Raw genomic sequence first — 18,955 nt, forward strand, 5'->3', positions numbered from 1 at the left:
TTTTTCTGGAGGCCGAACAATGCCATTGCACCCCGATATTGAAGGATTTCTCGAACTGGTCGAACTGGGTCGTCTGACCGGCAAGAGCCAGCCCATGCACGAGCTTACGCCGAAGGAAGCTCGGCGGCAGTTCGACAACACCTCGTTGCTGCTCGACAGCACGCCGGTGGGGCAGTTGGAGGTCACGCAACTGATCATTCCCAGCCGTGACGGCCAGCAACTGGCAGCGCGCTGTTACCAGCGTGCGGTAGCCGAGTTGGCGCCGCGCCCGGTGCTGCTGTACTTCCACGGCGGTGGTTATGTGGTCGGCAGCCTGGATTCCCATGACACCTTGTGCCGACGTTTGGCCTTGGCCGGTGATTTTGCGGTGGTGTCGGCGGATTACCGCCTGGCACCGGAACACAAGTTCCCGACCGCCTTCAACGATGCCGAAGATGTGGCGTTGTGGCTGCTGAGCGAGGGCGCCCGGCATGGGCTGGATGCGGCACGGGTGGCGTTGGCCGGTGACAGCGTGGGAGGCAGCCTGGTGGCGGCGCTGGCGATGCGTGCGGCGTTGATGCCGCAGCAGTTGCCCTTGCAGCCGCGCGTGCAGGTGCTGCTGTATCCGGTACTCGATGCGGCGCAGGAGCGGCCGTCGCTGGAGCGCTTTGCTGAAGGGTATCTGTTGGAGAAGGAATCGTTGCGTTGGTTTTACCAGTTGTACGAGCGTGAGGTGGCGGATCGGCTCGACTGGCGCTTTTCACCGATCTACGCGCCGCTTCCGGGCCAACTGGCGCCGACGTTGTTGTGGTTGGCCGAGTACGACCCGTTGCTGGATGAAGGGCTGGCGTATGCCGAACGGCTGCGGAGGGCGGGGTTGGAAATCAGCTGCGAGGTCAAGGCCGGGATGACCCATGACTTTGCCCGCATGGGCGAGGTGGTGGGCGAGGTGCCGGGGATGTTGGTGACGTTGGCAGGGTTGATTGGCGAGCGGTTGCGGGGCTGAAACAGCATCGCGGGGCAAGCCCGCTCCCACCGGTTCGGTAGGAGCGGGCTTGCCCCGCGATGGGGACGCCAAATCAGTACGAAGCGCGCAAGGTCAGGGTCAGGTTACGTGGATCGCCATAGAAGTTCGAACCCCAGGCACTGTCGACGCGGTCGTAGTACTTGCGGTCAAAGATGTTGTTGGCCGTCAGGGTAGAGCTCAGGTTCTCGTTGAACTTGTAGCCGACCTGGGCCGTGGAAACGGCATAGCCAGGCTGCACGAAGTCAACACCACTGCGGGTGTAGGAGGTCTCGCTGACCACCCGGGTACCACCGGCCACATGGAAGCCCTTCAGTGCACCGTCGAGGAATTCGTACTTGGTCCACAGGTTGAAGTTGTGCTTCGGTGTGATGGTGCTGAACTGGCTGCCCTTTTCCACGTTGTTGGTGGTGTCGTCTTCCAGCAACTTGGTCATGGTGAAGGCGTAACCGGTGACGATGCTCCAGTTGTCGGTCAGGTTGCCGGTCAGCTCGGTTTCCCAGCCCTGGCTACGCGCCTTGCCGCTGGCTTCGTAACCGTTCACGCCGTTCCACTGCGAGCGGTTTTCGTCGAAGATCTGGAACATTGCCAGCGACGCATTCAGGCGGCCATCGAGCAGCTCCTGTTTCAGGCCCACTTCATATTGTTTGCCCTTGTGCGGGCCAACCATCGAATTGCCGGTGGCGTCGGTATCGCTCTGCGGTTTGAACACCTCGGTGTAGCTGGCATAGGCCGACAGGTCCGGGGTCAGCTTGTAGGTGATGGCACCATACGGAATGACCTTGGCATTGATTTCGGTAGATGGCTCGCCGAAGTTCTGGAAGAAGGTGTTGTGGTTTTTGGCGTCGGCATCGAACCAGGTGGTGCGCGCACCGAGGATCACGTCCAGCTCGTCGGTGATGTTGAGCTTGGTACGGCCATAGACGCCGTATTGATGGCTCTTGGAATAGTTGAACTGGGTATGCGGCATGTCCAGGTGCGGCAGGTTGTTGGCGCCATCGATGCCGGTGGGAAAGCTGTCTGCCCAGCCATCCTGGTTGATGTCGACCGAGCCGTAGGTGAACGCTTTGTCCAGGTGCTGGTATTCGCCACCGAGGGTGAACTCGTGGGTACGACCGGCAAAGGTGAATGGCCGGGTGACGAAGCTGTCCAGGCCCAGGGTTTTGATCCGGGTGTAATAGGAATACATCGACGACTCGGCCAGGTTGGTTGCTGGGTCGACGACCCAGGTGGTCCAGCTGAACTGGCGGTTCGGTGTGCGCGCGTCGCGGTAGGTCAGCGAGGTTTTCCACTGGCCGCCGTCATCCAGCGCATGGTCGAGTTCGGAGAACGCCTCCCAGGTCTCTTCCTTCATCTGGTTCCACTTGGCATCGACATAACGCGAGCGCGACACGTCGAGCAGGGTGCCGTCGGCATAGGCGGGCAGGCCGAACGCCGGGGTGGAGTTGTTCTTCTGGTAGGCGCCGCCGAACGCCAGGGTGGTGTCCGGGTTCAGGTCCATTTCCAGGCGACCGTAGAACATCGGGCGCTCGTTCTGCACGTAGTCGACGTACGATTTGTTGTTCTCGTAGGCGGCGACGGCGCGGCCGCGAACGGTACCAGCGTCGTTCAGCGGGCCGGTGACGTCGATCATGCTGCGGTAGTGGTCGTAGGAACCGGCACCGAGCTCGCCATTGAGGGCGAACTTGTTCAGGGCGCGTTTACGGACCAGGTTGATGGTACCGGCGGGTTCACCGGAACCGGCATACAGGCCGCCCGGGCCGCGCAGCACTTCGACGCGGTCGTACATGGCCAGGTCGAAACTGGTGGCCATGTCGCCCTGGCCGGTGATCTGCGAAACGCCATCGACCTGCACCTGGTCAACCAGGAAACCGCGCATGTACACGTCGTTGAGGCTGGAGCCGGTGTTGTAGGTCTTGATGGTAGCGCCGGTGACCTGGCGCATCGCGTCCTGCAGGTTGTTCATGTTCTGGTCATCCATGCGCTGACGGGTGACCACGGTCACCGACTGCGGGATGTCTTTGAGGCGCTCGGTGCCTTTGCCAATGGTCACGGCCTGGGCCGCATACGAGTGCGTGCCTTCAGACATGGCGCTGTAAGCCTTGCCGTCGATCTGGACGTTCCCCAACTCCAGAGCGTCGCCGCTCGACGGGCCTTGCAGGGTGACCTGAGTGCCGTCGAGGGTGTAGCGAATGCCAGTGCCCTGCAGCAGCATGCGCAGTGCCTGTTGCGGCTCGTAACGGCCGTTGATCGCCGTGGAGCGTTTGCCGCTCACGGTGTCCGGGCTGAAGAGGATCTGCAGGTTGCTCTGCTGACCCAGTGCCTGCAAGGCCGAACCCAGTGGCTGCGACGGGATGTTCAGGTTGATTTCCTGCGCCTGGACGATGGCTGCGCAGGGCAGCATAAGGGCCAGGGCCAGCGGTGACAGCGTGTGTTTGACAGACATCGCGTTTCCTTTGAAGGAACTTATTTTAAGTGAATGAGAGTTGTTCGTGTTTAAGAGACGCATCGCCTGGTAAAAACCGGAAAAACTTTTTCACTGCCAGGTGAAATCGCGCGCCTGAGGGCTCAGGCGCGTTCGGTCAGAGGATGGAGCTGGCCACCACGGACCTCGATCAATTGGTCGGCGAGGTCGAAGTAGCGGTCGTCGTGGGAGATGACGATGACGGTTTTGCCCTGGCGTTTGAGGTCAGGCAGCAGCTCGGTGTAGAACACCTTGCGAAAGGCCGGGTCCTGGTCGGCGGCCCATTCGTCGAACACTAGCACCGGGCGTTCGTCGAGCCAGGCATGCAGCAGCGCCAGGCGTTTGCGTTGGCCGGTCGAAAGGTCGGTGGTGCTCAGGGCGCCATCGCGGATGGTCACTTTATGCGCCAGCTCCAGGCGCTCCAGGTAGGCCTGGGTGTGCTCCGGCAGCACGCCTTTACGCTCGAGCAATTCCTGGAACAGGAAAAAGTCGGCGAACACCGTGGTGAACAACTGGCGGTAGTCGTCGCGCTGATCGGCACCGACCTCGCGGCCATTGAGCAGTACCTCGCCGGCCTGCGGTGAGTACAGGCCCAGCAGCAGTTTGATCAGGGTGGTTTTGCCGCTGCCGTTGTGGCCGACGATAAACAGCAGTTCACCCGGTTCGACCTTGAGGTTGAACGGGCCTATGGTAAACGGCGGCAAACCGTCGACGCTGGGGAAGGCATAGGCAACGTCGCGCAGCTCCAGGCTGTGCAGGGCCTGGCGCGGTGCGGTCTCGCGGTCGGGCAGCAGGAACGGCTCGGGGGTGGAGAAGCTGGCGTTCATCTCGGCAATGCGCTTGAGCGCCACGCTGTTGCGGCTGATCAGCGGCAGCAGGCTGAGTACCGATTCCATCGGGCCTTTCATGAACAGCAGGGTCATGACGAAGCCGCTGAGCACATCGGCCGGCACCGCAGTGCCCCAGGTTTGCACGGCCAGGCACAAGCCGATGACGATGAAAAACAGCAGCGAGCCAAAGGTGCTGGCGCTGAGGAAGATGTTCACCGAGCGAATCTGCAGCGCGGCGATGCGCTGCACCGTCGGCACCACCTGCTGCTGGTACAGGTTGCGGCGACGCTGGCGGTGCATGCGCAGTTCCTTGGCGCCCTCGGCCATGCTGCGGTAGTACTTCTGCAGCTGGTCTTCCTCTTCACGCGCTGCCTCGAAACCGCTCATGCCGTAGCCGCGCGCCACGTACTGGGCAATGCAACCGAGCACCACAGCGGTGGCGGTGATCAGGAACAGCGACAGGTCGAGTAATGCCAGGTAGCCGAGGCAACCGAGGGTCACGGTCAGCGACACAATCAACTGCGGCAGCCCGAAGGTGAAGTCGCTGACGGTGTCGATGTCGTGGGTCAGCACCGGGATCAAGCGGTGGCTGCGGTAGCGCTCCAGTTGCTCGATCGGCGCGCACAGCACCTTGCCGCCCAACGAAATACGCAGGCGCGCAATCACGTGCTGGCCGACATAGTTGGTGCCGATGTTCGAAGCGATCGCGCAGCCCAGCGCCAGGGCGCAGAGCCCGGCAAAGCCGAGCATCACCGCACTGCCGATGGTGTCGCCGCTGTGCATCAGCGCGTTGATCCGGGCCAGCAGCGCGGTGACGCTCAGGCCACCGACAATGCCCAGCACAATGGATATCGCCAGCATTGGCAGCAGCGGGCGCAGGATCGCCAGCAGTTCACGGGAAGTAGCCTTGGTCGAACTCATGAAACGTCCTCGAATACGGGCGCGGAGGCGCTCAGGCGCCGGTCATTGCCGCGGCTTCACGCAGCGCGGGACGCTGGCTCGACAGCGCCTGGTACAACGACTGGCCGATCTCGTTGGCGCGCATTGGCAGCACCGAGAGCAAGGTGTCGCTCAGACCGTGGGAGTTCTCGCAGAAGCCTTGCAGGTAGACCGCTGCCTGCAGGTCGTCGCTGGCCAGGGCGCGGTAGTCGCGGTCGACCACGAAGTCGTGCAGGTGCTGTTGCAGCGGCGCCAGCAGCTCGCGGTGCGAGCGACGCTCGTAGCCGGTGGCGAGGATTACCGCGTCGTAGCGGTGGGTCTGCAACTGGTGGGTGGCGAGGTCTTGCAGGGTCAGTTCGATGCCTTGTGCGGTGGCGGTGGCGCTGTCCACCTGGCGACGGCAGAGCACGGCGTGACGGAACTGATGCGCGACTTTCTGGCGGTAGAGAATGCCGTAGATGCGCTCGAGCAGGTCGATATCGACCACCGAGTAGTTGGTGTTGTGGTACTCGTCGATCAGCTTCTTGCGCTCAGCCTGCGACTGGTTGAACACCAGGTCGGTGTATTCCGGGGCGAACACCTCGTTGACGAACGGGCTATCGTCGGCAGGCTTGAGGGCCGAGGCACGCACGATCATGTCGACCTTCACCGACGGGTAGCTGTCGTTGAGGTCGATGAACGCTTCGGCGGCGCTCTGCCCGGAACCGATAATAGCGATGCGCATCGGCTTGCCTTCGGCGCAGGGCAGGGCTGCCAGGCTGCTCAGGTAGCGCGAATGGTGGAACACTCGTGGGTCGCCTTTGAACGCGGCGAAGGTGGCGGGTACTTTCGGGGTGCCGCCGGTGCCGACCACCACAGAGCGGGTCAGGCGCCGTTGCTCCTGGCCGTTGCCGTCACGCGAGATCAACGCCAGGTGCTTGATGCGGCCGGCGTCCAGCACCGGCTCGATGCGCAGCACTTCTTCGCCATACACCGCCTGGGTGGCGAAATGGTCGGCGGCCCAGCGCAGGTAGTCGTTGTACTCCAGGCGGCAAGGGTAGAAGGTGCCGAGGTTGATGAAGTCGACCAGGCGCTGCTTCTGGTGCAGGTAATTGACGAAGCTGTAGGGGCTGGTGGGGTTGCGCAGGGACACCAGGTCTTTGAGGAAGGAAATCTGCAATTCGCTTTGCGTGGCCAGGGTGTTGCCGTGCCAGCGGTAGTCGCGCTGTTTGTCGATGAACAGCGCATCGAGGGCGTAGCCGTTGGTTTCGGCCAGTTCTTCCAGGGCAATGGCCAGGGCCAGGTTGGAGGGGCCGAAGCCTACGCCGATCAGGTCGTGGAGGGTTTCGCGGGTGCGGTTCTGGCTCATGGGGCAATTCCTCGGGTTGTCGGAGGTGGGGCGCCTGGCGGCGCCCGGGTCCTGCACACGTACACCGATAGAACGAGCCGTCAGCCGTGGAATTTAGCGTTGTTGTCAGCGTGCAATTCGCGCACGACGCGGAAACTGATCCAGTCGCCGCGATCTTCAGGGTAGGTTTGGTTGCGATTGGCGGAACGCGAGAACACCGGTGCCTCGCCCCAGTCATTACCGCGCAATTGCATCAGTTCGCAGTGAGGTTCTTTCCAGGCGCTGCCATCGCTGGGTGCGCCGACGTAACTGTCGTGGTAGCAGTCGGCGGTCCATTCGTAGACGTTGCCATGCATGTCGTACACCCCGAAGGCGTTGGGCGCAAAGCTGCCTACCGGGGCGGTGTAGCTGAAGCCGTCCTTAGGGCCGTAGACGTTGGCGTGCTGGCTGATTTCGTAGTCGGCGCCCGGGTCCATGGGGAACGGGAAGGGGCCGGTGCTGCCGGCACGGGCGGCATATTCGCGCTCGGCCTCGCTGATCATCCGGTAGGTGTGGCCGGTTTTTTTCGACAGCCAGGCCACATAGCCCTCGATGTCTTTGTAGCTCATGCACACGGCAGGGTGACGGTCGGCGGTTTTCGGGTCGATCTTGTAGCTGGGGATGCTGTTGGTGCAGCGTCGGCCAGGGCGGTCGTCGCCGTCGGCAATCACCGTGCCGGTCTGTTTCAGGTACGCCTGCCATTCACCGGCGGTGACATGAAAACGGCTGATGGCGAAGGTGTCGCTGAACGTCACCAGGTGCATCGGGCCCTCGTCGGGCTGACGCCCGACTTCGTTGTCCGGACTGCCCATCTGGAAGCTACCGGCGGGTAGCACGACCATTTCCGGGCAGTCTTTGCAGTCTTTGAACACCTCGCCGGGCTTGTGCTCGTGAGCGGCATAGGCGGGGGTGGCGAGCAGGCAGCCGAGCAGGCCCAGCAGTGCCAACGGGCGTGACAGGTTCATGGACATCGTGCGGTTCCTTGCGTTGATGGGTTCATAATTTTTTTTGCAGCAGGGCAAGGGCGCGATCGATTTCCTGCTCGTTGTTCAGCAGCCCCGGCGCGGTGCGGATCACCGGGCCGGCATCGCGATAGACGGCATCGACCATCACCTTGTTTTCGATCAGGTAGTTGGCATACGGGTCCTGGTCTTCCTGCTTTTTGACCCGGAAGAAGGTGAAGCCGGCCGAATGCTCGCTGCTGAGCGGGGTCACCAGCTGCAACTGCGGCAGGTCCAGCACCCGTTGTTTGAAGTAGTCGTTGAGCTGATGAATACGCGCTTGCACATCGGCCTTGCCCAGTTGCAGGTGCAGCTCGAAGGCCTTGCCCACCGACCAGCGATGTTCAAAGCTGTGGTAGCCGCCAGGGGTCATGATGGTGGCGAAGTCTTCGTCTTCGGAGAAGGTGGCAAAGGTCGGCACCAGGTGGGCTGGCATTTTTTCCGTGGCGGCGCAGATCAGCCCGGTGCCGCGCGGGCCGAACATCCACTTGTGGGTGCCGGCGATAAAGTAGTCGCAATTCAGCTCGGCAAAGCGCATGTTCTCGACGCCAAAGCCATGCACACCGTCGACCACGAAGATGATGCGGCTCTGTTCGTCACGGTTGCGGTTGTGCTTGCGCACCAGCTCGCCGATCTGGCCAATGGGCAATTTGACGCCGCTGCCTGAGTGCACCCAGGTCATGCCCAGCACGCGGGTTTCGGGGCGGATGGCCTGGTCAATAGTGCTTAGCACCTGGTCGGTGGAGATGTTCCATGGGTCATCGAACAGGCGCAGTTTGCGTACCTTGGTGCCCTGGCGCTTTTCGCGCAGGTCGAAGGTGGTGTTGGCCGAATAGTGTTCGTGTTCGGTGGTGAGGATTTCCTGATGTGCGGCCAGCTGCAGGCCGCCATAGATCATGCCCAGGCCTTCGGTGGTGCTGCCGGTCAGGGCGATCTGCCGGGGTTTGACCTCCAGGTAGCGGGCCGCCCAGTCGCGTACTTCGGCTTCACGCTTCCATTCCGACTGGCTGTGCCAGTCCATCCACTTGGCCGGGTTGCGGTCCAGCTCGGCGCGGTAATGGTCGATGCTGTCCTGCACCGGTTTCGGGTGGGTGGTGATCAGAAAGTTGGAGAAATGAATCACCTCAGGCGTCTGCGGGAACAGTTGGCGCAGGTTGCGCCACTTGTCTGCGCCGTTCAGCGGCAGTGCAGGGTTTGCGGCCAGGGCCTGGGGTAGCAAAGGCAGGCTGGCCGCGAGCAGGCCTGCGTGTTTCAAAAAGGTACGGCGATGGGTCATGAAAGGGCGTCCAGATCAAGGCTGAGTGGTGCTGGCGACAGGGTGTGCGGCTTTCTGTACCTGCTCCCAGACGCGCAGGAAGTTCCCGGCCCAGAGCTTGGCAATATCGGCTTCGGAATAGCCGCGGGTGAGCAGTTCGGCGGTGACGTTGCGGATTTCGCTGACATCCTTCCAACCATTGACGCCGCCGCCGTCGTTGAAATCGGAGCTGATGCCGACATGGTCGATGCCGACCTTTTTCACCGTGTAGTCGATGGCGTCGGCAAAGTCTTTGAGGGTAGCTTTCGGTTCTTCGTCGACGATGCCGTACAGGCTGCCGGCGTATTCGCCAAAGCGCGACTCAGGCCAGATGGCGATTACCGCATCGCCCGGCATCAGCGCGTTGGCCAGGCCTTGCAGCGGTTGCAGGTCGAACTTGGCGCGCATGGCTTCGAGCTTGTCCAGGGTTGGCTTGCTCAAGGGCTTGAGGTAGGTGCCGAAGGCCACCACCTGGATCACGCCGCCACTGTCTTTGATCAGCTGCATTTCTTTGTCGCTGAGGTTGCGCGGAATATCTACCAGTGCGCGCGGCGCCGAGTGTGAGGCAACCATCGGGGTACGGCTGAGGCGGGCGACATCCTCCAGCGCCAGGGTCGACATCTGCGAGACATCGATGATCACGCCCAGCGCGTTGAGGCGCTTGACCGCTTGTTCGCCCAGCGGTGACAGGCCGCCGAGGGCATCGGCGGTGTCGTTGAAAAATGGCAGCGGCCGCGAGGAGTCGGCCCAGTCGTTGTTGCCGGTGTAGCTGAAACCGAACATGCGCATGCCACGCGCTGTCCACAGGTCCAGCTGCGACAAGTCGTGGCCCAGCGGGTAGGCGTTGAGCATGCTGATGAAGATCGCGAACTTGCCTTCGCCGTTGAGTCGACGGAAATCGTCCGGGGTGTAGGCGATCCCCACCTGGTTGGGGAAGTCGCGGACCATGTTGCTGATGATCTTGTAACGCACTTCCTGCTGATGCCGAGCTTCGTCGACAAAGCCAGGGGTCGGGCGGTGCGGGGCATTGGGGCCGTTCCACAGCTCTGGCCAGCCGAACAGGGTGAGGGCCGCGCCGGACAGGCGGCCTTTACCGGCTTTGACCAGATCGAACTGGCCTGGCCCGTCCTTGTCGATTTCGTTACCGGCGCTGCCCAGGTCCAGTGGCACGGTGACATGGCTGTCGAACGACAGCATGTGCTCGTGCAGGGCGTTGGCTTGCTCAACGATCTTGCCCGGGTAGCCGGCGTTCTGTTGGGTGTAGAAATAACCGGTTGCGGCGGCGCCCACGGCGACTGCCAGAACAAGGGGCAAGCCGATATACAAGGCTTTGCGGGAACGGGGCTTAGTCTTGGTCATTGCCATCTCAACGCTGAGCGGATTGGAACGGCTTGCCCGGCGCGTGGGGGTGCCAGGGGCAAAGCTCGGGTATCAGGAGGGACGAGTGGCGGGGCGCCAAATTTAGGTGAGGCTAACGTCCGCCGGTAGGCGCGGGCTTGACCCGCGATGGCATTCGTCCTGTCACACCGCATCGCGGGACAAGCCCGCTCCTACACTCAAGTTGCGCGAGTGCTGGCCGATAAACAGGCAAACCCATCGATCAACAGGAAGATCAGCGTATGGTTGGCATCACTGCCGTTTCGAACATTGGCGCCGCTGCGAACAGCGCGACCCTCGGGACCGTCAGCATCAATGGCGGCCTACAGAACCCAGCGGTGCCGGCAGAAGGCGAAGCGGGCACTTCGCCGCTGAGCTTTTCCGGTATTCAAGACGGAAAAAAAGCCCAGTCCAGCGCCGCCAGCGAAAGCAGTGAGAGCTCCGAGCCGGCTCATATCCAGCAACTGCGCAAGATGATCGAGAAACTGAAAAAGCAATTGGCCGAACAGCAGAAACAATTGCAGTCGATCATGACCAGCAAGATGGAAGCGACCGCCAAGGCGACCGCGGTTGCTGCTGCGCAATCAGCGGTCAGTACCACCATGGGCGCACTCATGACAGCCACCGCGCAACTGGCCGAAGCCCTGTTGAAAGGTGGTGGCGGTGGTGCGGGCAGCATGGTCAGCACCAGCGCGTGAAGGGCGGTGGGCCTGGCGCCGCGCGCACAGGCCCTGGTGTTCAGTCGGCAGGACGGTTCTGGCTACGGTCGGATTTGTAGCGCATGGCCACGGCAGGCGCCGGTTTGGTGCTGCCGGTTTCTAGCCATTGGCGCATCCGGCTGGCGTCGGCGAAGTGGGTGTACTTGCCGAAGGCATCGAGAATCACCATCGCCACCGGACGATTGTCCATTTTCGTCAGCAGCACCAGACAGTGGCCGGCATCGTTGGTAAAGCCGGTTTTGGTCAGGTCGATGTCCCAATTGCTTTTGTTGACCAGGTGGTCGGTGTTACGAAAACCCAGGGTGTAGTTGGGTTTGCTGAACGCCACCGTCCGCTCGCGGGTGGTGCTCAATGCGCGCAACATCGGGTAATTGCGCGCAGCCATCAGCAGTTTGCCCAGATCGCGGGCGGTCGAGACGTTGCTGGCCGACAGCCCGGTGGGTTCGACGTAACGGGTGTTGCTCATCCCCAAGGCTTTGGCTTTCGCGTTCATGGCCTTGATAAAGGCGTTGTAGCCACCTGGGTAGTTGTGAGCCAAAGTCGAAGCGGCGCGGTTTTCCGACGACATCAACGTGATCTGCAGGGTTTCCAGGCGGCTGAGCTGGCTGCCCAGGCGGACCCGCGAATACACGCCTTTCATTTCCTTGTTCTGGGCGATGGTCATGGTGAGCATTTCATCCATGTTCTGCTTGGCGTCGAGCACCACCATGCCGGTCATCAGCTTGGTCACCGAGGCGATAGGCAGCACCCGGTCGGCATTGTTGGAGTACAGCACTTTGTTGGTCTGCAGATCGATCAGCAGAGCAGCGCCGGAGGCCAGGTGCAACTTGGCAGGATCACGTTGCACTTGGGCAGGGGGTTGCGCAGCAGTGGCCGTAGGGACAGTCGCGGTACTGGTGAGCAACAGCAGCAGGCTTAGAATCGAAAGGGAGGTTTTCACGTCGAGGCTCACTAAAAGTTGGTATTTCGTTGGCTGTGCAAGGGTTTTCCCCCAAAAAAACGCTCGCATTCTGGAGTATGGCCTAGAGTCTGTCGATTGGCCTGTGATCGTTGGGGCAAAGATGAAGGAAATTTAATGCTGTACCTGGACAGAATGCCCGAGCTGCCCAGCAATGAATGCCAGGTGCATGCCTGGCATGAGGCACATCGTGGCATAGGCGTGTCGGCAGTCGTACTGAAGGTGCGGGCGAAGAAAAAACAGCCTGATGATTTTGAAGGTCAAATTTAGTGTTGGGGGCATGCAAATAGCCAAGAGCTATTCGGCGGGGGACTTTTATTTGCTTTTGAAGTCTGGGATGGTTGTATCTGGCGTTGCCAGAGAGGGCACGAAACCAGTGCCCTTCTTTGTGGCTTTGTTAGTTTTGCGCCTGTGTAGGCCGGTGATTCATGAGAATGTCTTGCTTGCGTTTAGCTTCTGGCAAGTCATTGATGCAGTAGTTTATGTAGTAAACGTGGAAAATGAATGTGTAAAACGCATTCATGCGAAGATCAATTTTATGCTCGTTAAGAGCGTATTCTTGAAGCGACGATCTTGCTTTGAAACTCCAGACGATATAGAGCACCGCGCTGGAAATTGTCAAAATGCCAGAAATAATATCAAACGCTTCCTCGCCGGTGCTGGCCAGCACGCCGCTAAGGCCAACGCAAACAGCCAGCCAGATAATGTAGGCGTCGTCTACAATCGGTTTTTTAGTAATGGATGCGATCGTTGGGGAATTTTGTACAGCCATAGTATTGAATAAATTCCGCCGGTGGCGATTGTCAAAAGCACAAGATTTAAAGTTTTTGTGTCTATGGTGTCTTTCAGTTCGGTTATTGACGACATGAAGCTTCCTTACTATTGTGGTTGATAAATGGGGCGAATCTAGTTTCTATTTCTAACCATTTATAAGTGCACGATACCGTTTTGCCATTATGGTGTCCACCCGTTGAGTTCGTTAACCCCGTCCGCTCCTCGAGTTTCGTGTGAAGCCGGATTCGGGGCTTGTCGCTCCAATCGGGTTTGGGGGAAGTCTCCTTACTTGCTTTGGCAACTAGAGCGTCTAGGGCAGCATTGCAGTGTCCCGCAACCAGTGCGTGAGATCGGCATCGCAAACAGAGTGGGAGCGGGCTTGCCCCGCGATAGAGGCTTGCTTGCTACATCGTTTCGCGGGGCAAGCCCGCTCCTACCGAGATAAGCTCGTCAGGCACCTCCCCTCGCTTCGATAGGTGCTTGTGGCTTACAGCAGTTGGCCAATAAAAAGCCCCACCAAAAGGCGGGGCAAGGGCTGTGCGGAGCAACGCACGATGAATCTGGTGGGCCTTTTACGCGTGAAGGCTGTGGTCTTGCAGTTGGCAAGCCAGGGACTGCGCGGCGCTCAGGGAGGTCAAAGGCCCGGAAATGGTTTCGCCATTGCGAGTCAGGTACCACACCACCAGCAGGCCCAGTTCTCTGAACGGGGCAGGAACGGCGCTGCCGATGACGGACATGATGGTGATAGGGGTCATGGGACTCTCCTGCGATTCATGGGGCTACCTTACGTCGCGTCGCTGGCGGTTTGAAATCGACCGAGGTGATAGTGCTCATCACTGATATCGACCCGGCGGTGCATAATGCGCAATCGATTGCGAAGGAGAATCCAGTGCCCCACGTTCCCAGCAAAGACACCGTTCTGTGCATTTCCCTGGCCGGTCGCCCCGGCACCTTTGGTGTGCGCTTTCACAACCACCTGTATCAACAGCTGGGCCTGGACTTCTACTACAAGGCCATGACCACTCACGACCTGCCGGCTGCGGTGGCCGGGATACGCGCGCTGGGCATTCGTGGCTGTGGCGTGTCGATGCCGTACAAAGAGGCTTGTATGGCATTGGTCGACGAGATCGACCCGTCGGCGGCGGCCATTGCCTCGATCAACACCCTGGTCAACGACGGCGGCCAGCTCAAGGCCTACAACACCGACTACCTGGCCGTACGTCAGTTGCTGGAGCAGCATCAACTGGCGCCAGACACCGCGTTTGCCCTGCGTGGCAGTGGCGGCATGGCCAAGGCGGTGGCTTGTGCGTTGCGTGATGCTGGCTTTACGCAGGGCATCATTGTTGCGCGCAATGAACAGGCCGGGCGGCAACTGGCTGACAGTTGTGAGTATCGTTGGCAGGCTGAACTGGGTGATCTGTGCCCACCCATGCTGATCAACGTGACACCGATTGGCATGGCCGGCGGCATTGAGGCTGAACAGCTGGCGTTCAGTCGTGAGGCGATTGCTGCGGCACAGGTGGTGTTCGATGTGGTGGCGATGCCAGCCAGGACACCGTTGATCATCGAGTCCGAAGGGCAGGGCAAGGTGGTGATCACGGGATTGGAAGTGATTGCTTTGCAGGCCTTGGAACAGTTTGTGCTGTATACCGGTGTACGGCCTACGCCCGAGCAGGTGGCGCAGGCGGTAGATTTCGCCCGCGCCTAGCGAGCAGCTCCTGTGGCAACTGACTTGTTCAGTGGGAGCAACTGTCTTGATCATCCTGTGTGGGAGCGGGTTTATCGAGGCGTCGAACTGAACTGGTCAAGTAATCCTGGACACCCGTTAAGGTTTACGCCGCCAGCTTCTCTGCCTCGACCGGCGACCGGTATCCGTTGTAGCTGTGAGGCCTAGTGGTGTTGTAGCGGGTGATAAAGCGCTGCACATCCATTCGGGCCTCATGCTCCGAGTCGTAGCCATCTTCGGGTACCCACTCAGATTTCAGGCTTCCAAAAAACCGCTCCATCGGGGCGTTGTCCCAGCACTCGCCTTTACGGCTCATGCTCTGCCGGTGCCCATGCTCGCGCAGCTCATTTCTGAACTTGTGGCTGGTGTACTGACAGCCTTGGTCAGAGTGAAATAGCACACCCTTGGGGCGTCCGCGCAGCTCGGTTGCCATGCGTAAGGCCGCGCAGGTCAGTTCAGCATCCGAGATCATCGAGAACGACCAGCCGACAATCCGCCGTGCAAACAAGTCCAAGACAGCCGCGAAGTACAGCCAGCGCTTACCAGCCTTGATGTACGTTACATCTCCGCACCAGACCTCATTTGTCGCCCGCACATCGAATTGCCGTTTGAGCTCGTGCGGTGCGGTCAGGGCTTCAACGCCTGAAGATTTGTATTTGTGGCGTCTGCGTTGACGGCTGCTGATCCCAGCTTCTTGCATCAGGCGGCGCGCCTTGAAGCGGCCGACTGGGTGTCCACTGGCTTGCAGCATCTTGGCCAAGGTGCGCGAACCTGCCGCCCCTCTCGACTCACGATGATGTCTGATCAACTGGGCCTTGAGTTTTTCCCGTCCGGGGTAACGCCGGTCCTTACGCTGGCGCCAGCAGTAGAAACTGCTGCGGCTGACCCCAAGCACCCGACAACACTCATTAACGCCGTATTGCTCACCCAGCTCATCGATCAACGCGAGTGATCTTTGGCGTCCAAAAGCAGGAGAGCGCTGGCCTTTTTTAGGATTTCGATATCCCGGTCTTTCTGCTTGAGCAGGGCTTTGAGCCGTTGGATTTCCTGCTGGTCTGCCGTTATTGCCTTGGCACCCACAGGGGTTAAGCCTTGACGCTCCTGGCGCAGTTGATCGACCCAACGACGCAACGCTGTAGGGCCAATGCCTAAACTGGCACAGACCTGTGGAACTGATTGGCCTTCGTCCAGCACCATGCTGGCCGCCTGTAGCTTGAAGTCACTCGAGTAAGAATTACGCATATCCAAACACCTCAGGTTTGGGCGCCATCATAGCGCCCGATTGAGGTGTCCAGGATCATTAGGCCAGTTCAAACCGCCACGAACACGGGCGGAGCCCGTGCCATCCACCGCAGTGTTTGCTTCGCGGGTAAATCGGGTCGCCGCACCGCCGCTCCCACAGATAGGGCAGCAGGTCTTGGCAAGCGGCCTGACGGATTCCGCCTTGGGTAACGGGGTTAGTTCAGTCATCAAAAGATATCAAGAGCAGCGACTACAGTGATACAGGATGCTTCCTGTGTGGTCCTGGGATATTTCCTACATAACGTATCTGTGAAATACGATATAAATAGAAAAATTAAGTTATTTACTGAATAGAAGAAATGTCGGCCAGCGAACAACTGGTTTTTCCTCTGTCCTCGTTCCCTGCAAATAACCGTTGATGATCGCAACGGTCGCAGACGCCTCTTGGTGATTTTCAACGCTACGGACTTGTTCGAAGGGTCTTTAGGTGTCTTGTGTGGAGGTTAAATGGATCGGTTTGTCGAAGTGTCCCTGTCTTTTCCCGTTATTATTTTTAGCTTCGTTCTATGCGTTGCTATTATTTATTGGGTTGTCGCTATCTTCGGCGTCGCTGAAGTTGAGTCGTATAATGTCGACGCCGATGGAGTATTCGATGGATTAGGCGGGTTGTTGATGAGGGCTGGACTTGATGGCGTTCCTCTTACCATAGCATTCACCCTGGTATCACTGTTTGCATGGTTGGGGATTTACCTTCTCGATATATATTTCCTAGAACACATTCCATCGGGAATTGTATCTTTGATTGCTGGTCTCAGCGCTTCCGCTGTAGCGGCGGTTGTAGGAACGTTCATTGCAGGATTACTGCTTAAACCATTGCGCCCACTGTTCAAGAAGATCGCTGCACCCACCGCAAAATCAATAATCGGTCACATCGCAACTGTTCGAAGCGGTTCGGTTACCGGCGAAGAGGGTGTGGTCATTCTTGAAGATGGTGGCGCTGGCATGATCCTCAACGTCCGCACAATGAACGGCGCAACTTTCCTCCGCGGTGACCGGGTGGCGCTACTGGAGTATCAAGCGGAGAGAAACTGCTACATCGTTATTGGCGAAGAAGACTTCAATCGTTAAGACGACCCTGACTAATACTGCTTAGGAAAAATACACTATGAATGATTTAATTGCTCCATTCTTCATTGGGATCGTGGTGGTTGTTGTCTTGCTGGTTGGCTCGCTCGTCATGTTCAAGGCTTTTTATCGCAAGGTTGACCAAGGCATTGCCCTGATCGTGAACGACCTTTCATCCCACCCAAAGGTCCATTTCACCGGCGCGATGGTCTATCCGATCATCTATCGTGCTGAGGAGATGCCTCTGCGTCTGGTCCCAATTGAACTGTCACGCCGGGCTAATGAAGGCCTGATCTGCCAAGACAACCTACGCGCCGACATCGATGTTGTGTTCTACGTTCGCGTGAATGAAAGTGCAGATGACGTACTGAAAGTTGCAAAGGCTGTTGGTGTTCAACGAGCGTCTGATCCTAGGGCGATTCGTGAGCTGTTTCAGGCCAAGTTCAGTGAAGCCCTCAAGTCGGTCGGGCGTCAGCACGACTTGCTGGATCTGTTTCAGAACCGCCTTAAATTTCGCGACGATATTGTCACGGCCATCGGTAAAGACTTGAATGGCTACGCGCTGGAGGACGTCGCAATTGACCATCTCGAGCAAACTCCGCGTGAACATCTTGACCCCAACAACATCATTGATGCCCAAGGCATCAAGACCATTGTGGAGTTAACTTCTGCGCAGAACATCAATACTAATGAAATTGAGCGAACGCGTGATCTGAAGATCAAAGAGCAGAACGTTGACTCCAAAGAGAAAGAGCTGGAGCTTGATCGTCGTCAGGCTGAAGCTCAGGCGAAATCCAAGCAGGAAATCGCCGAGTTGCAAGCGCGCGCTGAGTCGGCCTCTGCGATCGTAGTGCAAGAGACTCGCCTCGCAACCCGCCAAGCCGAGGTCGACACCGACACCAAGATCCAAGTGGCAGAGGAGGGCCAGACCCGTGAGGTGGAGTTGGCCTCGGCCTCTCGCCGCGCTGCCGTTGTTGTTGTCGAGGAAGGTGTGAACAAGGCTCGCTTGTTGGCAGAGGTCGAAAGCAAGCGTGAAGTGCAGTCCCGGCAGATCGATGCCGATGGCGAGGTCGAGAAGAAGAAAACCGAGATTGCGGAAGTCGTTCGTGAACGAATTGCGATCGACAAGACGGTTGCGATTGAAGAAGAAGCCATCAACGAAGTTCGTGAAGTCAGCGCGGCCGACCGGCTGCGCCAGGTCCGTGTGATTGAAGCTGAAGCTAAAGCACAAGAAAGCAAGGTTTCCACGGTTGCAATGGCCGAGGCCGAAGCTGAGTCGGCAGAGTACCGTGCACGTGCAGTGACCACCACGGCCGAAGCTAAAGCTCAAGAAAGCAAGGTTGCGACGGTTGCAATAGCCAAGGCCGAAGCTGAGTCGGCAGAGCACCTTGCACGTGCAGTGACCACCACGGCCGAAGCTGAACTGGATGCAGCGCAGAAAGGTGCTGAGGCCAAGAAAGCAATCGCGCAGGGCGTCGAGGCTGAAGCTGCTGCCCCAGGCCTGGCCGAGGCCAAGGTTCGTGTCGCAAGTGCCGAGGCTATCAAGGCAGTGGGTACTGCAGAAGCTGAGGTCACCGAACTTCGAATGGCATCCGAAGCTCGCGGCCGTACTGCCTTGGGTGAGGCCAACGCAGCAGCCACCAAAGCTGAAGGTCTTGCTGAGTCAGCGGTGATTGAGTCGCGCTACACCGCAGAGGCGAAAGGTCTAACTGAGAAGTTCCAGGCCCTCAATAGTCTCAGCCAGGAGGCGCGCGCTCACGAAGAGTTCCGCATGGAACTGCAATCCACTCAAGAACAAGTGCTTGCTCAGGTTGCTGTGTCAAAAGACATCGCTCAGGAAAGCGCTGCCGTCCTGGCGGCGGCTTTGGAAGGTGCCAAGGTCGAGATCATCGGCGGTTCGGCTACCAACGTGTCCGAGCAACTTGCGGCCGGCCTGGGTATCGGCAAATTGTTCGATGGCATGGGCCGTAGTCCTATTGTGCAGGGCGCCATTGGTGCGCTGGCTAGCCGTGGTGCGGCTACGAAGCCTCCAGTGGCCCCTCGCTCCGAGCCTAAAGCAGCGTCCTAGGCGTGTCTCACTCCCGGTTCGCCGGGAGGTTTTATTTTCTCTATCGGATGTGGCATGCCCTCGACTTGA

The 18,955-nt window shown here is 59.3% G+C and carries 17 protein-coding genes; 7 read left to right on the forward strand and 10 right to left on the reverse strand.

Annotated elements, in window-relative coordinates:
- The first annotated feature begins 19 nt into the window (after nucleotides 1–19).
- Entirely contained in the window at nucleotides 20–985 is a 966-nt protein-coding gene (locus ACP6KB_RS09625; RefSeq protein ID WP_442113498.1) for an alpha/beta hydrolase, read from the forward strand.
- A 73-nt stretch (nucleotides 986–1,058) separates the two neighbouring features.
- Here ACP6KB_RS09625 and ACP6KB_RS09630 read toward each other — a convergent pair whose 3' ends face one another.
- The 6 genes from ACP6KB_RS09630 to pvdM all read right to left on the reverse strand — a co-directional run bounded on the left by ACP6KB_RS09630 (nucleotide 1,059) and on the right by pvdM (nucleotide 10,256).
- On the reverse strand, nucleotides 1,059–3,449 hold the full coding sequence (locus ACP6KB_RS09630) for a TonB-dependent siderophore receptor (RefSeq protein WP_442113499.1): 2,391 nt from the start codon (nucleotides 3,447–3,449) through the stop codon (nucleotides 1,059–1,061).
- Between the two features lie 122 nt (nucleotides 3,450–3,571).
- Nucleotides 3,572–5,218 (reverse strand): cyclic peptide export ABC transporter, encoded by a 1,647-nt coding sequence (locus tag ACP6KB_RS09635; protein ID WP_442113500.1) that lies wholly within the window; start codon nucleotides 5,216–5,218, stop codon nucleotides 3,572–3,574.
- A gap of 31 nt (nucleotides 5,219–5,249) precedes the next feature.
- Entirely contained in the window at nucleotides 5,250–6,584 is a 1,335-nt protein-coding gene (locus ACP6KB_RS09640) for a lysine N(6)-hydroxylase/L-ornithine N(5)-oxygenase family protein (protein WP_442113501.1), read from the reverse strand.
- 80 nt (nucleotides 6,585–6,664) lie between these two features.
- The gene (gene pvdO / locus ACP6KB_RS09645) at nucleotides 6,665–7,567 is read right to left on the reverse strand and encodes a dihydropyoverdine dehydrogenase (protein WP_442114285.1); all 903 of its coding nucleotides are present in this window, start codon (nucleotides 7,565–7,567) and stop codon (nucleotides 6,665–6,667) included.
- Between the two features lie 31 nt (nucleotides 7,568–7,598).
- Nucleotides 7,599–8,879, reverse strand: coding sequence for a pyoverdine-tailoring periplasmic protein PvdN (gene pvdN / locus ACP6KB_RS09650; protein WP_442113502.1), 1,281 nt, complete (start codon nucleotides 8,877–8,879; stop codon nucleotides 7,599–7,601).
- Nucleotides 8,880–8,894: 15 nt separating this feature from the next.
- A complete protein-coding gene (gene pvdM / locus ACP6KB_RS09655) occupies nucleotides 8,895–10,256 on the reverse strand; it encodes a pyoverdine-tailoring dipeptidase-like protein PvdM (protein WP_442113503.1) in 1,362 nt (453 codons plus the stop codon).
- A 260-nt stretch (nucleotides 10,257–10,516) separates the two neighbouring features.
- Here pvdM and ACP6KB_RS09660 point away from each other — a divergent pair, with 260 nt between their 5' ends.
- Nucleotides 10,517–10,972, forward strand: coding sequence for a hypothetical protein (locus ACP6KB_RS09660; RefSeq protein WP_442113504.1), 456 nt, complete (start codon nucleotides 10,517–10,519; stop codon nucleotides 10,970–10,972).
- A gap of 40 nt (nucleotides 10,973–11,012) precedes the next feature.
- On the opposite strand, the gene pbpG is transcribed toward ACP6KB_RS09660, so the two are convergent.
- Entirely contained in the window at nucleotides 11,013–11,933 is a 921-nt protein-coding gene (gene pbpG, locus ACP6KB_RS09665) for a D-alanyl-D-alanine endopeptidase (RefSeq protein WP_442113505.1), read from the reverse strand.
- 135 nt (nucleotides 11,934–12,068) lie between these two features.
- Here pbpG and ACP6KB_RS09670 point away from each other — a divergent pair, with 135 nt between their 5' ends.
- Together ACP6KB_RS09670 and ACP6KB_RS09675 are read left to right on the forward strand one after the other, a co-directional pair.
- The gene (locus ACP6KB_RS09670; protein WP_442113506.1) at nucleotides 12,069–12,221 is read left to right on the forward strand and encodes a hypothetical protein; all 153 of its coding nucleotides are present in this window, start codon (nucleotides 12,069–12,071) and stop codon (nucleotides 12,219–12,221) included.
- On the forward strand, nucleotides 12,199–12,735 hold the full coding sequence (locus ACP6KB_RS09675) for a hypothetical protein (protein WP_442113507.1): 537 nt from the start codon (nucleotides 12,199–12,201) through the stop codon (nucleotides 12,733–12,735). The genes ACP6KB_RS09670 and ACP6KB_RS09675 overlap by 23 nt, the downstream gene beginning before the upstream one ends.
- Before the next feature lie 562 nt (nucleotides 12,736–13,297).
- Here ACP6KB_RS09675 and ACP6KB_RS09680 read toward each other — a convergent pair.
- Entirely contained in the window at nucleotides 13,298–13,480 is a 183-nt protein-coding gene (locus ACP6KB_RS09680; RefSeq protein ID WP_442113508.1) for a hypothetical protein, read from the reverse strand.
- Between the two features lie 134 nt (nucleotides 13,481–13,614).
- On the opposite strand from ACP6KB_RS09680, the gene ACP6KB_RS09685 reads away from it, so the two are divergent.
- A complete protein-coding gene (locus ACP6KB_RS09685; protein WP_442113509.1) occupies nucleotides 13,615–14,433 on the forward strand; it encodes a shikimate 5-dehydrogenase in 819 nt (272 codons plus the stop codon).
- 124 nt (nucleotides 14,434–14,557) lie between these two features.
- Here the strand turns inward: ACP6KB_RS09685 and ACP6KB_RS09690 are convergent, their stop codons facing one another.
- Entirely contained in the window at nucleotides 14,558–15,394 is an 837-nt protein-coding gene (locus tag ACP6KB_RS09690) for an IS3 family transposase (protein ID WP_442107850.1), read from the reverse strand.
- Nucleotides 15,391–15,693 (reverse strand): transposase, encoded by a 303-nt coding sequence (locus tag ACP6KB_RS09695; RefSeq protein WP_442107852.1) that lies wholly within the window; start codon nucleotides 15,691–15,693, stop codon nucleotides 15,391–15,393. Before ACP6KB_RS09695 ends, ACP6KB_RS09690 begins: the two co-directional genes overlap by 4 nt.
- Nucleotides 15,694–16,200: 507 nt before the next feature.
- Here ACP6KB_RS09695 and ACP6KB_RS09700 point away from each other — a divergent pair.
- Nucleotides 16,201–16,821: a hypothetical protein gene (locus ACP6KB_RS09700; RefSeq protein ID WP_442113510.1), complete on the forward strand. Its 621-nt coding sequence runs from the start codon at nucleotides 16,201–16,203 to the stop codon at nucleotides 16,819–16,821.
- Between the two features lie 37 nt (nucleotides 16,822–16,858).
- Complete coding sequence (locus ACP6KB_RS09705) at nucleotides 16,859–18,886, forward strand: SPFH domain-containing protein (RefSeq protein ID WP_442113511.1); 2,028 nt, start codon at nucleotides 16,859–16,861, stop codon at nucleotides 18,884–18,886.
- The last annotated feature ends 69 nt before the right edge of the window (nucleotides 18,887–18,955 follow it).

The sequence above is a fragment of the Pseudomonas sp. NUPR-001 genome, assembly GCF_052147955.1.
Lineage (GTDB): Bacteria > Pseudomonadota > Gammaproteobacteria > Pseudomonadales > Pseudomonadaceae > Aquipseudomonas.